Source organism: Microcystis sp. LE19-131.1A, from assembly GCF_027532015.1.
In the GTDB taxonomy this organism is placed as follows: domain Bacteria; phylum Cyanobacteriota; class Cyanobacteriia; order Cyanobacteriales; family Microcystaceae; genus Microcystis; species Microcystis ichthyoblabe_A.
Genome location: NZ_JAPZSS010000135.1, coordinates 1 through 17,813, shown reverse-complemented (window position 1 = coordinate 17,813; position 17,813 = coordinate 1). Strand labels below are relative to the sequence as shown.

11 protein-coding genes and 1 pseudogene are annotated in these 17,813 nt (G+C 42.7%); 11 read left to right on the top strand and 1 reads right to left on the bottom strand.

Annotation, left to right across the window (positions count from 1 at the left end; genetic code table 11):
- The first annotated feature begins 47 nt into the window (after positions 1 to 47).
- The 9 genes from O9323_RS11225 (at position 48) to O9323_RS11185 (ending at position 16,005) form a co-directional block, all read left to right on the top strand.
- Complete coding sequence (locus O9323_RS11225) at positions 48 to 3,980, top strand: beta-ketoacyl synthase N-terminal-like domain-containing protein (protein WP_288125125.1); 3,933 nt, start codon at positions 48 to 50, stop codon at positions 3,978 to 3,980.
- A 28-nt stretch (positions 3,981 to 4,008) separates the two neighbouring features.
- Complete coding sequence (locus O9323_RS11220; RefSeq protein WP_288125124.1) at positions 4,009 to 5,328, top strand: flavin-containing monooxygenase; 1,320 nt, start codon at positions 4,009 to 4,011, stop codon at positions 5,326 to 5,328.
- A gap of 47 nt (positions 5,329 to 5,375) precedes the next feature.
- Entirely contained in the window at positions 5,376 to 6,551 is a 1,176-nt protein-coding gene (locus tag O9323_RS11215; RefSeq protein ID WP_193976950.1) for a type III polyketide synthase, read from the top strand.
- Positions 6,552 to 6,563: 12 nt separating this feature from the next.
- A complete protein-coding gene (locus O9323_RS11210) occupies positions 6,564 to 7,169 on the top strand; it encodes an isoprenylcysteine carboxyl methyltransferase family protein (protein ID WP_002731647.1) in 606 nt (201 codons plus the stop codon).
- 80 nt (positions 7,170 to 7,249) lie between these two features.
- On the top strand, positions 7,250 to 8,881 hold the full coding sequence (locus O9323_RS11205; RefSeq protein WP_004158566.1) for an FAD-binding oxidoreductase: 1,632 nt from the start codon (positions 7,250 to 7,252) through the stop codon (positions 8,879 to 8,881).
- A 48-nt stretch (positions 8,882 to 8,929) separates the two neighbouring features.
- Positions 8,930 to 10,231 (top strand): MFS transporter, encoded by a 1,302-nt coding sequence (locus O9323_RS11200; RefSeq protein WP_004158569.1) that lies wholly within the window; start codon positions 8,930 to 8,932, stop codon positions 10,229 to 10,231.
- Positions 10,232 to 10,291: 60 nt separating this feature from the next.
- Positions 10,292 to 11,647 (top strand): efflux RND transporter periplasmic adaptor subunit, encoded by a 1,356-nt coding sequence (locus O9323_RS11195; protein ID WP_288125123.1) that lies wholly within the window; start codon positions 10,292 to 10,294, stop codon positions 11,645 to 11,647.
- 42 nt (positions 11,648 to 11,689) lie between these two features.
- Complete coding sequence (locus O9323_RS11190; RefSeq protein ID WP_288125122.1) at positions 11,690 to 14,788, top strand: efflux RND transporter permease subunit; 3,099 nt, start codon at positions 11,690 to 11,692, stop codon at positions 14,786 to 14,788.
- A 437-nt stretch (positions 14,789 to 15,225) separates the two neighbouring features.
- The gene (locus O9323_RS11185) at positions 15,226 to 16,005 is read left to right on the top strand and encodes a pentapeptide repeat-containing protein (RefSeq protein WP_002776869.1); all 780 of its coding nucleotides are present in this window, start codon (positions 15,226 to 15,228) and stop codon (positions 16,003 to 16,005) included.
- A gap of 41 nt (positions 16,006 to 16,046) precedes the next feature.
- Here the strand turns inward: O9323_RS11185 and O9323_RS11180 are convergent, their stop codons facing one another.
- Entirely contained in the window at positions 16,047 to 16,574 is a 528-nt protein-coding gene (locus O9323_RS11180) for a hypothetical protein (RefSeq protein ID WP_004158578.1), read from the bottom strand.
- A 367-nt stretch (positions 16,575 to 16,941) separates the two neighbouring features.
- Between O9323_RS11180 and O9323_RS11175 the strand changes: the two genes are divergently transcribed.
- Positions 16,942 to 17,463, top strand: a complete 522-nt coding sequence (locus O9323_RS11175) for a hypothetical protein (RefSeq protein ID WP_002733032.1) — start codon at positions 16,942 to 16,944, stop codon at positions 17,461 to 17,463.
- Between the two features lie 44 nt (positions 17,464 to 17,507).
- A pseudogene (locus O9323_RS11170) lies at positions 17,508 to 17,813 on the top strand (DUF948 domain-containing protein); the annotation flags it as partial.

Genomic DNA, 17,813 nt, shown 5'->3' with positions numbered 1-17,813 from the left:
TAAATAACCTGTTTACCATGACACAAACACCTGCCAAAACTGATCAAATGAGCTTAATAAAAGATGCCTTAAATCAAATTAAGGTCTTAAAAACTAAGCTACATACCCTAGAAAAAGCTAAGAATGAACCAATTGCAATTATTGGTATGTCCTGTCGCTTTCCCCAGGGAGCTAATTCACCGGAAACTTTTTGGGAATTATTGCAATCAGGAACCGATGCCATCAGCGAAATTCCGCCGCAACGCTGGAATATTGACAATTATTACGATCCTAAGCCCGATGCAAGGGGAAAAGTCTATACCCGTCACGGTGGCTTCTTAAATCAACCGATAGATCAATTTGACGCTGATTTTTTTGGTCTTTCTCCCCGGGAGGTAGCACAAATGGATCCGCAACAGCGATTACTGCTGGAACTAGCCTGGGAAGCTCTGGAAAATGCGGGAATATCACCCTTAAATCGGCGAGGAAGTCAAACGGGGGTATTTATCGGCATGATGACTCAAGATTACTCCCATTTTAGCCATCATCCCGATCTGATTGATGCCTATACGGGAACGGGAAATGCTAAAAGTGTAGCTTCGGGACGTTTATCCTATCTTTTTGGATTTCATGGCCCAACTTTAACGGTTGATACTGCTTGTGCCTCCTCTTTAGTCGCTGTTCATTTAGCTTGCCAAAGTTTACGCAATAACGAGTGTGAAGTTGCCCTAGCTGGGGGAGTCAACCTAATGTTAACCCCCTTCGTTACTATCATGGAATCCCGCGCCCAGATGTTGTCTCCTGACGGTCGTTGTAAAACCTTTGATAGAACAGCAAATGGCTATGTGCGGGGAGAAGGCGGCGGTATTATAGTTTTAAAGTCTTTATCTGCGGCTATTCGGGATAATAACTTGATTTTAGGACTAATTAAAGGTTCGGCCGTTAACCATGGTGGTACGAGTAGCGGTTTAACAGTTCCCAATCAACTTAGTCAAGAACAATTGATTCGTCAAGCTTTAAAAAATGCTCAGGTCAAGCCAGAGGATATTAGCTATATTGAAGCCCATGGAACTGGCACTTCTTTGGGCGATCCCATTGAATTAGGTGCATTATCGACAGTTTTTGCTAAAAATCCCCAACCGGTTTGGGTTGGTTCCGTCAAAACCAATATCGGCCATCTAGAAGCGGCCGCTGGTATTGCCGGACTGATGAAGGTGATTTTATGCTTGCAACATCGACAAATTGCCCCCCATCTCCACTTCCAGCAACCGACACCCCATCTAGACTGGGAAAATCAACCGCTGAAAGTTCCGACTAAAAACCGTGAATGGGTTAGTGAAAATTCTGCTCGTTTAGCTGGAGTTAGTTCTTTTGGCTTAAATGGCACTAATGCCCATATTATTCTCGAAGAATACCCTTACGAACCTCAAACGACTGCGGCACCTGATTCATCGCCCTATCTGTTCACCCTCTCAGCCAAGAGCGAATCGGCTTTAATCAAACTAGCCCAAAAATACGCAAATTACCTAGAAAATGCGAAAAATGTGGCTTTAAGCTCCATTTGTGCCACTAGCAATCGCAGTCGCTCCCAATTACCCCATCGTTTCACCTGTATTGTCTCTAGTCACTGCCAACTTCAAGAAAAATTAACCGCTTTCGTTCAAGGTGAACCGAGTTCTTTTCGCCAAAAAAGTGAATTTAATGGCAAAAATCGGGCAAAAATTGCCTTTCTCTTTCCAGGACAGGGTTCTCAATACCCAGGTATGGGAAGGGAACTATACCAATCCTATCCTCTATTTCGTCAAACACTCGATCGCTGTGCTGAGATTCTCCGTCAATATGGGGACTATTGCCTAACGGAGATTATTGACCAAGAAAATCATCTCAATCAAACTTTTTACAGCCAACCTGCCCTATTTGCTCTCGAATACGCCCTTTTTAAACTCTGGGAATCCTGGGGAATTAGCCCCCATGGGGTTATGGGTCATAGTTTAGGGGAATATGTGGCCGCCTGTGTTGCTGGAGTCTTTAGTTTAGAAGATGCCTTAAAATTAGTCTTCTATCGGGCTAAATTGATGGATTCTGTGGGAAAAAGTGGTTCAATGGTCGTTATCTCGGCTAGTGAAGCTGAAATTAGTCCCTTAATTGCCCCCTATCAATCTCAGGTCGCTATTGCCGCTATTAATGGTCAGGATAATATTGTCCTGTCCGGTGCTGCAGAGACCATAGAAACCCTGGTAAAACAGCTTCAGGTCAAAAATCTGAAAATTACCCGGTTAAATGTCTCTCAAGCTTTTCATTCCCCTCTGATGGAGGAGATTTTAGACGAGTTCCGACAAGTTGCTGAAACTATCACCTATCATCCCCCGCAACGAGCCTTAATTTCTAACCTTAATGGCAAGTTAGTCAATTTTGAGGTCACTACTCCCGATTATTGGTGTCGTCATCTCCGGTCTTCTGTTCGCTTTGCCGATGGGATAAAAACCTTACTGGACAACGGTTATGAGCTATTTGTCGAATGCGGCTCTCATCCCGTTTTATCGGCCATGGGCAGCCTACTGGATAAAAATTATCCTTGTCTTTGGTTGCCCAGTTTGCGTCGTCAAACCTCTGACCGACAACAAATCCTCGAGAGTGTCAGTCAGCTTTATCTGCGGGGATTCGCCCTGAATTGGCAAGAGATAACGGCCAATCAAGACAGTAAACCCTGTATCTTACCGACCTACACCTTTGAAAGAAGTAGTTATTGGCTAAAAACAGGCGACTTGACCCCAGAAGAAGCGCAATTATTGCCTAAATTGTCGAAATATCTCCTAGAAACACCGCCGCAACCGCCAGAAGTTGTCAAAACCACCACCGCATCATCTTCTGGTCATCTAATTACCCTTGACTCTCTTTTGGCCACACCCGCAGAGAAACAGCTTAAACAACTAGAAACCTACATTATCGGTGTTTTAGAACAGATTACTGGTTTATCCGTGGTCAAGCTACATACCAAGCAACCGCTCTCTAGTTTAGGCTTAGATTCTCTCATGTCCAGTCAATTACGACGTCAACTAGAGGAGGATTTAAAAATTATTGTTCCCGTGGAATACCTAGCGGGATTGAGTATTGAGCAGTTTTTACCGCAAATATTCAACTTAATCACCCAAAACTCCCAACCTGCAACTAGCCACAAAACTCCTCTCCCCTCAAAACAGAAAAAACCAATCAAGACGACTAAAGCCGAAAATATCTCTAATGATCCGAAACTTTGGCTAATTCGCAAACAAGCTAATCCTAACGCCAGCATTCGTCTATTTTGTTTTCCCTACGCCGGTGGGGGTGCCTCCCTATTCCAAAATTGGCTGAATTACTGCCCCAAGCAAGTGGAATTGTGGGCGATTCAACTACCCGGACGCGAAACGCGTCTTCAGGAAACTGCGATTACATCGCTAAAATCCCTGATTAATCGTCTCATTCCGATTCTGACTCCCTATTTAGACCAACCTTATGCTTTTTTTGGTCATAGCATGGGTTCTTTAATCAGTTTTGAATTAACCAGAGAATTAGCTAAAACTCGGCAAAATCTACCCCAACATTTATTTATGTCTGGATTTCGAGCGCCTCAAATTGTCAATCCTGATTTACCCATTCATCGTCTGGGAGATGAGCAATTTTTAACAGCTTTAGGTCATTTTCAAGGAACCCCAGAAACTCTCCTCAAAAATCCCGATTTAATGGCGGCTTTTTTGCCAATTTTACGAGCAGATTTCAAACTCCTAGAGACCTATTCTTATCAACAAGGTCAACCCTTAAATTGTCCTATTACCGTTTTTGGAGGCCACAACGATGCCAAGGTTTCTGCCGATCAATTACAACAATGGCAACTGCAAACCAATCAAGATTTTGTCCTGCATACCTTACCGGGAGGACATTTCTTTATCAATCAACATACGGAGAAAATTATGAAAATAATTGGCCAAAGTTTACGAGAGTTTCCTGAACAAATGACTGCCTAATCAACCAACTATTCAAGGGAGAAAAATCATGACTTTAGATTACAAAGAGCAATACTGTATTATTGGGGCTGGTGCCGCAGGATTAGCGGCGGCTAGAGCCTTAAGCAAAGCCAAAATTCCCTTTAATGTTATCGAATCTGCCCAGGATGTTGGGGGTATTTGGATTTATGATCGTCCCGATAGTCCAATGTATAAAAATACACATCTGATTGGTCATAAAACCACACAACCTTTTTCCGATTTTCCCATGCCAAAAGATTACCCAGATTATCCCAATCATCGGTTAGTCTATGAATATCTTCGCAATTATGCCGCTCATTTTAATCTCTATGATTTCATGGAATTTAATCTCAGCGTGGAGAAAGCAAAAAAGGTGGGTAACTTTTGGGATGTCACCCTTAGCAACCAAGAAACCAGACGATACCGAGGGGTTTTAATCGCTAGTGGTTATCATAGTAAACCGAATATTCCTCAATTTTCTGGGCATTTTGACGGGGAAATTATCCATTCAAAAGATTATGATAATCCCGCTCAACTAAATGCTAAAAAAGTCCTAGTAGTTGGAGCGGGACAATCAGCCATGGATTTAGTCGTCGAAGCGGCTATTAATGGCAGTAAAACTTTCCATAGTACCCGTCGTGGCTTTCTCTGTATGCCGAAATTTTTGTTCGGTTTGCCCCCAGAATGGGTGATGATTAACACGCCAATCATGAATCTAATTCCAGCCCAAGAACACATGAAAATGATGGCTTTATTATCACCAATAGCTCTATTCTTACAAGGAGTTAATCTCAAAAAACTCAATATTCCTACAGACTGTAAAAGTAACGGTCTAATTATTCCCAATAGTGACCAACAAATCTATCGTTATTATGTGCATGGAGATGTCACCCATAAGCCTAATATTCAACAATTAGACGGAAAGAAAGTTATTTTTGCCGATGGCAGTACAGAAGAAATTGATCTGATTATCTACGCCACTGGTTACAAAATTGAATTTTCTTTTATTGACAAATCTGATTTAAATTGGCAAGAAGGAACCACCCAGCCTAACCTCTATATGAATGTTTTTCACCCAGAGGAAAATAACCTGTTTGTCATCGGAATGGTTCATCCCACTGGCACCCACTGGCGAGTATTTGAAGAACAAAGTAATTTAGTGGCCGCTTATCTACAAGCTCAGGATAAAAAATCCCGGTTTGTCTATAAATTTGAAAAGCTAAAACGTCAAATTAGTGCCAATTTAAGCGCCGACAATAAACACCATAGCGGTACTCACTCCTTAGTGATTGACAAATTGGGTTATATACGCCAAGCCCAAGGATTAGCTCGCCGATTACTGGCTTAAATCTCCCACCATAATTAACCCCCTGAAATCCCTCTATCTTAACTCCAATGCCCTACATTATTGAGACAGCTACTGGTTTTCCAGAACATTACTATCCCCAAGAAGTTCTAGAAGTCAATATCAGAAATCATTGTGCTAATCTTCTTCAAGATTATTGCCGAGAAAATCAACTCGACTTCCAGGAACAAACCTTTTTTGATTTAGAACAAATTCATCGTTTTTTCAGTAATGTCAAAATTCAAGGGCGATACTTCACTATTCCCCTAGATGAATTCGATGCCGATAATCCTCCCGGAATCGCCCAACCCTTTCGTCAAATGGTCGATCTAACTATGGATTTAGTAACATCGACAGTAACTAATTTGCTCAAAAAAGCCGCTCTTTCTCCCAAAGAAATCTCCCTAGTTACTTCCGTTACTGTTCTTCCTTCCGTTCCTTCCCTAGAAAGTTTACTCCTCAATCGTCTAGATTTTTCCCTCGATATCAAGCGGCAAGCGTTATCGGGTGTCGGCTGTTTGGGAGGCGCCCAAGGATTAGCCAGAGTAAACGATTATCTGCAAGGACATCCCACCGAAACAGCGATTTTGTTTACCACCGATCCCTCCTCTGGCCTTTGGCAAGGGTCAATTCATAGCGATTTAACGGAATTATTGGGACAATTACCCGAAGATCCGTCTCAATATAGCAATATCATTATGACCCTTGTGGTAGCGGCTTTATTTGGCGATGGAGTCGGCACGGTTCTCTTAGCGGGAGATGAACATCCCTTAGTCAAGCAAGGTAAAGCAAAACTGAAGATTATCGGCACTCAATCGCTGTTAATGCCCCACACAGAGCATTTAATGGCATTACCTTTAACAGACTACGGTTTTCGCCAAATTCTTCGCCCAGAAGTCTCTGATTACGTCAAGGGTGGGGTGAGAAAAGCGGTGACATCTTTACTGGAAAAAACAGGAGTTTCCCTCGAGGAAATTGTCTGTTGGATGGTGCATCCGGGGGGTCCAAAGATTCTCGATGCAATAGTTGAAGAATTTCAGTTAGAACCGGATGTTTTACAGGTTAGTTGGGATATTTTGGCAGAAATTGGCAATATTGCCTCTGCTACTATCCTCTGCATTCTCGATGAAACCCTCTCCCGTCCCCATCCTCCCACGGGTTCCTACGGATTAATAATTTCCATGGGGCCTGGATTTGCTCAAGAAGCCATTTTAGTTCAATTCTAAGGATATTTAAGGATGTTAAGCCAAATAGTTTTCATTGCCCTGATTAGTTACATTATTGTCCAACGAGTGCGCGTTACTCGTCTGAGTAAACAGAATATGGCCAAAGTCTTAGCGGAAGGTGGCAAACTGCATAGTTCTAATTATGTGGGATTCGTCAAGATTTTCCAATCTAGCTGGATGCTTTGCATGATCGGGGAAGTTTATCTGCTCGATCGACCTTTTATTCCAGCATTGGCTTTATTTTCCCTAATTACTACTTTTTTAGCTCAAAAGCTCCGCTATGCCTCCATTGAAGCCTTGGGCGATCGCTGGATTCATCAGGTGGTCACGGTTCCTCAGACACCCGTGATCGACAATGGCATTTATCAATATATCCGTCATCCTAACTGGTGGGCCATGATCACGGAATTAGCGGTGGTTCCCCTGTTTCATACCGCTTATCTGACATCTATAGTCTTTAGTCTCCTGAATGCTTGGTTATTAATCCAACGCATTCCGGCTGAAGAAGAAGCTTTGAGTCAAGACACCAATTATCAAGCAGTTTTCGCCAATACTCCCCGTTTTATTCCTAGTTTTAGCGCAATTTTCTCTCGCAAACAGCAACCGCTTAAAAGTTAATTGCCACGGATAGCAGGGCCGGTTCCCTAGGGCCCTTTAATTACCCTTCATACCTGAATTTCAAGGAGAAAAAAAATACTATGGACTCTCTAATTGTTTCCGAAAATATTATTAGCGACAATTTAACTAACGCTCTACAAGAATGGGAAAATTTATTAGGCTCCGAATATGTCAGCACCGATAACAAAAAACGCCTAGAAGCCGAGACCGCTACCTACGAAACCGATGCTAAAATCCCGGCAATTATTCGCCCAGGTAATCGTCAAGAAGTCCAAGAATCTCTAAAAATTGCTAATCGCTATCAAACCCCTGTCTATCCTATTAGTACGGGTAAAAATTGGGGTTATGGTTCGCGAGTTCCTAGCCGCACCGGTTCGGTTTTAATGGATTTGAGTCGATTAAATCAGATTTTGGATTATAATGAAACCCTAGCTTATGTAACTATTGAAGCGGGTGTTACTCAGCGACAACTCTACGATTTTTTGCAGAAAAATGGCAATAAATTATTAATGAGTGTCACCGGTTCGACTCCTGATTCTAGTATTATTGGCAATATTCTCGAACGAGGTGAAGCCAAAGGACCTTTGGGCGATCGCTTTAATCATGTCTGTGGAATGGAAGTAGTTTTGCCCACCGGTGAATGTGTTCATACGGGATTTAATCGCTTTGAAAATTCCCAAATAGGGGCGGTCAATCGTTGGGGAGTCGGTCCTTATTTTGATGGAATTTTTACCCAATCTAACCTGGGAATCGTCACCAAAATGACTTTTTGGTTAACCCCCTATCCTGAATATTTTCAGGCTTTTTTCTATAGCATCGATCAGGAAAATAAATTAGAGTTATTGATCGATAAACTACGTCAACTGAAAATGGCAGGGGTAATTAAAACCACCTTCCACATTAATAATAACTACCGAATGTTGTCTATTCAACAACAATATCCCTGGCAGGAATGCCAAGAAAAAACCCCTTTACCCCCCGATTTATTAGAACAATTAAGTCATCAATGGGGTGGCGGTGTTTGGATAGGAGAAGGTGCTTTATATTCGGCTTCACCAGAACAGGGAAAAGTCGAAAGAAACCTAATTGAAAAAGCCTTGAAAGGAATTGTCAATAAACTTATGTTTTTTGATGAAAATAAGTTCAAAATGGCCAGCAAAATGAGTCCCATTTTTAAAGTATTTACTGGTGTGGAAATTAAGGACAAGGTGGATTTAATTTATCACAAAAATCCCCAACGAGGAATGATTACCGAAAAAGTGCTGAAGATGGCCTATTGGCGCAAAAAAACGCCCCCCACCGATAGGTTGAATTTAGACCTGGATGCCTGTGGCATGATTTGGTGTGTTCCCGCTGTTCCTTTTCTGGGAAATCATCTCAGAAATGCTCTCAATATTATCAGCAGCATCGCTCAAAAATATGGTTATGAACCCAATATCGGCATTAACTGTGTTACCGAGCGCAATATTAACATCAATGCTGCCATTTTTTATGATCGATTGCTAGAAGGCGAAGACCAAAAAGCCTTAAATTGTCACGATGAAATGTTGGCAGAATTGATCAATCAAGGTTATTATCCCTACCGTCTTAGTACCCACTCTATGAATAGTTTACCCGCAGCCCAAGACGATTATAGTTGTTTAATCCAGAAAATTAAAGACAGCTTGGATCCCCATCGCATTCTCTCACCTGGTCGCTACGAATTTCTTTAAATAAGCCTAACAATCTACTGCTAACTGCCCATCTCTCCCCCAATTCTAATGACTTCTAGCACTTCCAGCAAATGGCAACATCTCCGAATAGATTATCTTCCTTATATCACTGGTTGGTTTGGTAACTTTATCGTTAACAATGCCCTTCTAACCATGCTAATCTATCGCTACGACCCGGGCATTCCCAATGACTATAACTTATCCATTTTATTGCCCTCTGCTTTAGTGGGGATAGCGATAATGATTAGCCGTATTGCTGGGGCTTTTGTGCAGCCAGTAGTCGGTTATTTTTCCGATCGCTTTTGGAGTCCTTGGGGCAAAAGAAGACCATTTATACTGGCCAGTTTAGTCCCTTTAATTGGTGGTTTTATCCTGTTGTTTAATCCCCCTAATAACTTAAATCAAACCACTTACTTCATTTATTTAGTCACCATGCTTTGGGTGTTTTATGTGGGTATGGCATCCTATCATGTTCCCTATTTAGCCTGGTTGCCCACTCTCGCTAAAAGCCCAGAAGGAAGAGTTAAATTATCAACTCAAATCGGAATTTTTGGTTTAGTTGGTGCCACCATTGGTGGGATTATTGCCCCTTGGTTAACTGATAGCTATGGCTTTCAGGGAATGGGTATTGCTATTAGTCTTATTGGGCTAATTACTCTAGCTATGCCCTTGCTAGAAAAAGAAGAATATAGTCCTTCTAAGGGGAAATATCCTAACTTTAAAACCACCTTAACGGCGGCTTTTACCAATCGGACTTTTTGTATCTATATGATCACCATGATTTTGGCGTGGATGGTGATTAGTATTATCTCGGTGATTCCGACTTTTTTAGTAATTGCTCTCCTCAAACGAGAGGTAAGTTTTGCCGCCGTGATTAATACTATTATCGTCGGTAGTGCCTTGGCTGGATTTACCCTGGTTTTACCCTTAGCGCGAAAATATGGCAAAAAACTGGTTTTTCAAGGTTCTTTAATCTGGGTTGGTCTGGGTATGATTGCCATGGCCTGTGGTCGTTTTTGGTGGCAAGATTCTTTGATTCCCTGGTTAATCCTTTCGATCATCGCTAATTTAGCTCTAGCCAGCTTTTTTAGTCTGCCGAATGCCATGTTATCGGACATTATCGATCAAGATGCGGAGCAACAGGGAATGGGACGAGAAGCAATATTTTTTGGAACTAGGGGGCTACTAATTCAATTTAGCCAAGGTGCGGGGTCTTTTCTAACAGGATTAATCCTTTCTTTCGGGAAAACTCCTGATAACCCCTGGGGGGTACAAATTGCCTTTTTGTGCGCCGGTATATTATCCCTAGCAGCGGCTTTTGTCCTACGGCCTTATGCGATCAAAAAATAGTTCTTTCCTCGCTAATCTGTTATTACTCTTGACAAAACCCTACTCATTTGGAACTAGATTATGACTTCCCCCAATCCTGTCACTAAACAGCAAGAAACTGCCATCAAAAAACTGCGATTGCCTTGGCGATTAATTATTACTGGTATCCTAGCGGCCACCTCGGTTTTTGCCTATCCTACCCTGCGTAATGTCCTCTTAGAAGACACCTCTGAATCCACCACCTCAAAAGAAACCGCTTCGTTAGCAATCGATAAGAGCAAGACGGCAGCCTTACCGGTGCGAACCTTAACTTTAAGTCCTGTCACCCATCACCAAGAACCGCGCCGTTATACGGGTAATATTGTGGCTAAACGGACAAGTGAACTAGGATTTGAGCGTTCGGGACAATTAATTAGTTTATTGGTTCAAGAGGGTCAAGAGGTACGCCGAGGTACTTTAATTGCTACTCTAGATACACGCAATTTAGAAGCACAAAAACAAGAACTCATCGCCCAGCGATCGCAAGCGACGGCTAAACTGCAAGAATTACAAGCTGGTTCCAGGAAAGAAAGTATCGCTGCAGCCCAAGCAAAAGTCCGAGATCTCAGGGAACAATTAGCTTTAGCCCAATCTAAATACCAAAGACGGCTAGGATTGTATCAAGAAGGGGCAATTACTAGAGAACAACTCGAAGAAGTGCAAACAGATGTTAATGCACAACAAGCGAGAATTGATGAAGCCCAAAGTCAATTAGATGAACTCAAGGCCGGTACTCGTCCCGAATTGATTTCTCTGCAAAAAGCCGTTATTGACCAATTTGATGCCCAACTGAAGAATATTAACTTAGAGATTGAGAAAAGCCAACTTAAAGCACCCTACGATGGCACTATTGCCCTCCTTCACGTCAATATTGGCACTGTTGTTTCTGCAAGTAATCCGATCGTTCGTTTGGTCGAAAGTAATCAACTGGAAGCGCGTATAGGGGTTCCCGTTGACCAGTCCGAAAAATTACCAATTGGGAGTAAACATCGTTTAAAAATTGGTGACAAAATAGTAACAGGACAAGTCACTTCAACCCTACCCCAAATTGATCCGACTACCCGTACCGCCACGGTTATTTTAAGTTTAAATCAGACTCAAGGCCTGATTCCGGGGCAAGTGGTCAGCCTAGAACTATCTCAATCAGTTCCACAATCGGGCTATTGGTTGCCCACAGAAGCTTTAGTACAAGGCACGAGAGGATTATGGTCTTCCTATGTTCTAGGAGCAGCTAATCCCGATAATCCTCGACAATTTACCGTCAAACGCCAAGATTTAGAAGTTCTAGCGATTCAAGGCGATCGCTTGTTGGTGCGCGGGACGCTCACCTCCGGTGATCGGGTGATCGTCGAAGGGGTTCACCGCATCGTACCAGGGCAAATGGTGGAAATTTGGTAGTCAGCGGTCATTAATCAGCTTTATTATCCCTAATAATCTCCAATGAATAACTTATTTGAACGTAAACCTAGATTACTAATTCTGACCTTAATTCTGATTATTGTCTGGGGATTGTCTTCCTTTCAAATTTTGCCGCGCATGGAAGATCCCGAAACAATTAATCGAGGTGCCACCATTACCACCAATTTACCCGGTGCCAGTCCTTATCGGGTCGAATCCCTAGTGACCGAAAAAATTGAACAATCTCTCTCTAGCATCAAAGAAATTAGCCTGATTGAGTCCTCCTCAGAATTAGGGAGTTCCACGGTCAATATTGAACTTAAAGATGAAGTGACTGATGTGGATCCCGTCTGGTCACGCATTCGCGATCGGATTACCGATGTCATCCCGCAACTACCCCCAGAAGCCGAAAGACCCTTATACGAAGAAGGATATAGTCAAGCCTTTAGTTTATTGACTGCCATCCTTTGGGAGCTAGATACCGCTCCTAATTACGCTATTTTACGCCGACTTGGCCAAGAACTGTTCGATGAATTAGAAGCCCTTTGGGGAACCGAAAGGGTCGAATTAGTCGGGGTTCCGGCCGAGGAAATTTTAGTCGAAATCGATCCGGTGAAATTATCCTCCCTGGGCCTAACCGCCGTCGAAGTTGCCCAACAAATTCAAACCAGTGATGCCAAGGTCGCCGCCGGACAACTTCGCAGCAATCGCAATAATTTATTATTGGAAGTCGATACCAGTTTAGAATCACTCTCTCGGATTCGAGCAATTCCGATTCGTTACAGTAATGAGGGACAATTTACCCGTTTAGGAGATATCGCCCTAGTTACCAGGGGAATTCAAGAACCGCCGCCAGAACTAACTATTATTAACGGTAAACCGGCTATTGTGGTGGCCGCTATGATGGAATCGGGGCAACGCATAGATGAATGGACAACGGCAGCCCAGGCCAAGTTAGACCTGTTTCGACCCTCTCTCCCCCAAGGTGTTAGCCTCAAGATAATTTTTGCCCAAAATCGTTATGTGGCTAACCGAATCGATGGATTATTCAGCAACATGATCCTAGGGCTACTCTGTGTCATGGGGACAGCTTTTGTGATGATGGGATGGCAGTCCGCCTTGGTAGTAAGTCTATCCTTGCCCTTATCGATCCTGATGGTCTTTGCCGGTATGAATCTCTGGCAAATTCCCCTACATCAAATGTCGGTGACAGGAATTGTTATTGCTTTGGGACTTTTGATCGATAACGCTATTGTGATTGTCGATGAACTGCAAAAAGGACTACGGACCGGAATAGCTCACGAACATATTGTTGCTGAAACCGTTAAACAGTTAGGGATTCCCCTCTTAGCTTCTACCCTAACCACGATTTTGTCTTTTATGCCGATCGCTCTTTTGCAAGGAGGCACCGGCGAATTCGTGCGTACTATCGCCCAAACAGTGATCTTAGCCTTGGTTAGTTCTCTAATTTTGTCCCTAACGATTATTCCTATTCTCAGTTTACGTTTATATCAACTGACTCATCGATCGCACCAGACAAAAACCCATTGGTGGGATACGGGAATTAATTTACCGCTCCTAACGGAGTTGTATCGCCAAATTTTGAAGTTAATTCTCTATTTTCCCGTATTAGGTCTGGTTATTGGCTTGATTATTCCAATTGCTGGCTTTGTTGTCGCCGGCACTCTCCCGGAAGAATTCTTTCCGCCGGCAGAACGAGATCAGTTAACCCTAGAAATCGAACTGGCCCCCACCACAACCCTAGAAGTAACTCAGGTAAAAGTGGCTCAAGCTGAAAAAATACTGCTAGATCATCGAGAAATTGCAGAAGTTCACTGGTTTTTAGGGCGTAATGCTCCCCCCTTCTACTATAATCTCTCCGATGGCGTCAAAGACTCTCCTAATTTTGCCCAAGCATTGATTCAACTTCGGCAAGTTTCTGATAATCCCCAATTGATCGAAACCTTACAAAAACAATTAAGTCAAGCTCTACCGATGGCTAGGGTATTAGTCAGCCCCCTAGAACAGGGTCCACCGGTGGGCGCTCCGATCGAAATTAGGGTTTATGGCTCAGAATTGGAGATGTTAAGGAAAATTGGCGAGTCCTTACGGGAAGAACTGGCAAAAATACCCGAAATAACCTATTCTGTTGCTGATTTAAGTGAAATTCAAGCTAAATTAGCCTTAAAAATTAATGAAGAAAAAGCTCGACTGATTGGTTTGGATAATGCGGCGATCGCAAGTCAATTGGATAACCTTTTAGAAGGTTCTGTGGGTGGCTCGATTTTAGAAGCAACGGAAGAATTACCCGTACGAGTCCGAGTCGCTAATCGCGATCGCGAGCAACTGCCACAAATTGCCTCTTTAAATATTCTCGGTAATTCCGCCACTGCTGAACGGGCGAATATTTCCCTTTCCTCCGTGGCAGAATTTGATTTTCTCCCCGAATTAGCCACGATTCCTCGACGAAATGGCAAGCGAATTAATACGGTGAAGGCCTATGTTCAAGCTGATGCGATCGCTGCAACGGTTTTAGACGAATTTCGCCAAAACTTAGAATCGGGCAAATTTTCCCTTCCGGCAGGGTATCGGCTCGAATTTGGCGGAGAGGAAGAAGAAAGAGATACGGCTGTGGCTAATCTAATTGCTAGTGTGGGAGTCTTGGCGATTCTAATGCTATCAACCCTTGTTCTTTCTTTTAACTCCTTCCGTCTTGCTGCCCTAGTTACTGTCGTCGGTATTAGTTCAATTGGACTAGCCTTATTTTCCCTCTGGTTATTTGAATATCCCTTGGGATTCATGTCCATTTTAGGCACTATCGGCTTAGTTGGGGTTTCCGTTAATGATTCTATTGTCGTGGTGGCGGCTTTACAAGCTTTACCTCCCCATCTTCAACGCCAACGAAAGGCAATCCGGGAAGTGGTCATTGCTTCCACCCGTCACATTCTCACCACTACCTTAACCACGGTGACGGGATTTGTGCCATTATTTCTCTACGGCGGCGCTTTTTGGGAACCCCTCGCTCTCTGTATTTCCATCGGGGTGATGGGAACCACCCTAAGCGCACTGGTATTTGTCCCGTCGGGATGGTACTATCTCGCTCAAGCCCAAAAGGTTTCCCCTCTGTCTGTTTCTGAGTAGCTTGATTAAATACCACTTTTGTAGAGACGTTGCCTAGCAACGTCTCTATTGATTTGGGTAAAAATACCCTGAAAGTCCTCTCGGCTCCACCGCTCTTATCGGATAAAATACGGAGAATTGGCTGGGTTAAATATAATCGAGTTTGAACAATAGATAAGTTTTTTAACAAGAGTAGTTTCAGATACTGATTACCCGATGGACTGGGGTAGAATTGGAAAAACCAGTGCAACTGTTTTAGCCAAGCTACTTAACTATGATGAAAATTAACTTGCTGTTCGCGTTATCTTCTCTTAAAAAATCGACAAAAAACTTTACATAAACTCAAAAGAGAGCCTGATAAATTTCTTATCTAAAAGCTGAGTTAGTTATCGGACAAAGTTTTTAGGTGCTTTTGTTGATTACTTCTTAACCACCATCTTATAAGTAGAAGAAGGGAGATGAAAGTTAATCAGTTACTAAGACTCTACGAACAAGGAGAACGGGATTTTTTAGCCATTGACTTGATGAGTCTAGATCTACAACAAGTGACTCTAATCGCTGTCAATTTTGCTGCGGCCAATTTGCGCGGAACTAATTTGAGCCGCTCTTTTCTGACTAAATCAAATCTGCGGGGAGCGAGTTTGAATTGGGCGAATTTAACCTATGCCAAATTAAGTCAAGCGCAATTAGTGGAAGCGGACTTAACCAAAGCCAATCTCACCGGGGCCTTTATGGTACAGGCTAACCTGCGTAACTCGCGCTTAAGTGGGGCGGATCTTTCCCATGCTAATCTCCGGGGAGCGAATTTATGCGGGGCGAATTTATGCGGGGCGAATTTATACTTAGTTAATCTCTTGGAGGCAACCCTAGATAAAGTCAATCTCAATTGGGCCAATTTGCAGGAAGCGCGGTTAAGTGGGGCTAAATGTCGTCAGATTTCCGCAAGGGAAGCCAATTTTAGGGGCTCTTTTCTGAAAGAGGTGGACTTTCAAGGGGCCAATTTAGAAAGGGCTAATTTTAGTGAGGCACGTCTGACGGGTAGTGATTTACGCGGGGCCAATTTAGCGGGTGCTAATCTAGCGGGAGCGCGTTTACAACAGGTAAATCTACAGGGAGCGGACTTGAGGGGTGCTAACTTGACGGGGACTTGTTTTGAGAGTGTCACTGGTTGGACAGAAACCGCCCAAGAAGATGATATTTTTCCCCTAGACTGGTTTCAGCCCCGTTTTGCTACTTAAAAGTCAATATATCTTCCGAAAGCCCGTCCTTTTCCTATCGATTAACGATTAGCTGGAGTGGTTAATCTTTGGTTAGGAATGGGGATTGGGGGAGCATTATTCGGCTCATCCTCGAAGAGTAAAGTAGGGGGAGGAGGAGGAGTGGTAGCGCCGGGAGATGCTGCTGGAGATGGACTGGGATTAACGGCAGCGGGGGGACTTTTCGGAGTGACGACGGGTGCGGGAGAGCTAAAACCGAGGAGATCTTTGCCAAAGGGAAAAACATTAGCCCAGCGTTGAATATTGGGATGACCAAACCAATCTTGACGGGACACCTTCACCGAGAGCAAAGGTGCGATCGCACCTGATTTTTCGGCCGTTATCAATAAATCAATTTTATTAATACCCTGTTGTTGATTAAAACGACTGATGATAGTTTTCTCGGCTAATTGCGATGCTCTAGTCAATAATGCTTCGTAGGATTCTCCCTGTTGAACTGTGATGGGAAGATTAACAGTGGATTGAGCAAAAACCACGTCAACGGCGATAATTCCCGTCAGCAGCGTTAAAACAGTAATAGACTTGTACATAGGACAGACGGTTAAACAGTCACTCCCTGGTTAGGGTCGGGATCTTCCCTGTTAGAGTTCCCCGATCGCTTTCTTAAATTACCATGATCGATCTCTGGCCACAATGGAATTTTTTCGGTAGCGTAATCGTCCTTAGTCCCTAGCAATAGGCAATAGGGGAATACTTAGGGCTGGCTGAATAAATCTAAAAACTTTGTTGGATAATATCTTTAGGCTTTTTTCAAATCAAACAGTGCCGGCCATTGGAGTGATCAGAGGGAAAATTCAGGGACTTTTTCCCTGAAAATGGGTAAAACCCCACACCAACGCCAAACTTTTTCAGTATAACCTAATTATATTTGGCCTTATCGACCAGAGGTTGTTAATTATGACACAAACTAGCGAAACCGTTACCTATTCTCTCGAATCTGTCCTAACAAGGATCGAGAGTAAAATCGACAATCTCCAAAGAGATGTTAATCAAAAATTTGACAGTCTCCAAAGAGATATGGATCAGAAAATTGACAATCTCCAAAGAGATGTTAATCAGAAAATTGACAGTCTCCAAAGAGATATGGATCAAAAATTTGACAGTCTCCAAAGAGATATGGATCAAAAATTTGACAGTCTTCAAAAAGATATGAATCAAAAATTTGACAGTCTCCAAAAAGACGTTAATGATTTAAAGGTGGAAGTCACAGAAACCAAGGGAGATATTAAAACTCTTGACCAGAAAGTCGAAAGAATAGATAAACGACTGGAAAAAGTTGAAGATAGTTATGCAATCCTAGTTAAAGATATTGCGGACTTAAAAGGGTTTAAATCCCTGATTATCCCCATGGTCGTAGCTTTTTTAAGTGCCGTGGTAACTTTAGGATTGCGCGGCTTTTTTCTTGGTAATAAACCTTAATTTTTTATGTCAAGAAAGTAGTTATTTGTAAGAGGTTGTTAATTATGACACAAACTGGCGAAACCGTTACCTATTCTCTCGAATCTGTCCTGAAAGAAATTAAAGATAGCATTAAAGAGGTTAATCAGAAAATTGACTCTCTCCAAAGAGATGTTAATCAAAAATTTGACAGTCTCCAAAGAGATATGGATCAGAAAATTGACAGTCTTCAAAGAGATGTAGATGAGAAAATCGACAATCTCCAAAGGGCTATGGATCAAAAATTTGACAGTCTCCAAAAAGATGTTAATCAAAAATTTGACAGTCTCCAACAAGATGTGAATGATTTAAAGGTGGAAGTCACAGAAATC

Coding starts and splice junctions, on each gene's coding strand:
- O9323_RS11190 (WP_288125122.1), top strand. CDS start 11,690: ATGAATAACTTATTTGAACGTAAACCTAGATTACTAATTCTGACCTTA.
- O9323_RS11175 (WP_002733032.1), top strand. CDS start 16,942: ATGACACAAACTAGCGAAACCGTTACCTATTCTCTCGAATCTGTCCTA.
- O9323_RS11215 (WP_193976950.1), top strand. CDS start 5,376: ATGCCCTACATTATTGAGACAGCTACTGGTTTTCCAGAACATTACTAT.
- O9323_RS11220 (WP_288125124.1), top strand. CDS start 4,009: ATGACTTTAGATTACAAAGAGCAATACTGTATTATTGGGGCTGGTGCC.
- O9323_RS11225 (WP_288125125.1), top strand. CDS start 48: ATGAGCTTAATAAAAGATGCCTTAAATCAAATTAAGGTCTTAAAAACT.
- O9323_RS11185 (WP_002776869.1), top strand. CDS start 15,226: ATGAAAGTTAATCAGTTACTAAGACTCTACGAACAAGGAGAACGGGAT.
- O9323_RS11210 (WP_002731647.1), top strand. CDS start 6,564: ATGTTAAGCCAAATAGTTTTCATTGCCCTGATTAGTTACATTATTGTC.
- O9323_RS11195 (WP_288125123.1), top strand. CDS start 10,292: ATGACTTCCCCCAATCCTGTCACTAAACAGCAAGAAACTGCCATCAAA.
- O9323_RS11180 (WP_004158578.1), bottom strand. CDS start 16,574: ATGTACAAGTCTATTACTGTTTTAACGCTGCTGACGGGAATTATCGCC.
- O9323_RS11200 (WP_004158569.1), top strand. CDS start 8,930: ATGACTTCTAGCACTTCCAGCAAATGGCAACATCTCCGAATAGATTAT.
- O9323_RS11205 (WP_004158566.1), top strand. CDS start 7,250: ATGGACTCTCTAATTGTTTCCGAAAATATTATTAGCGACAATTTAACT.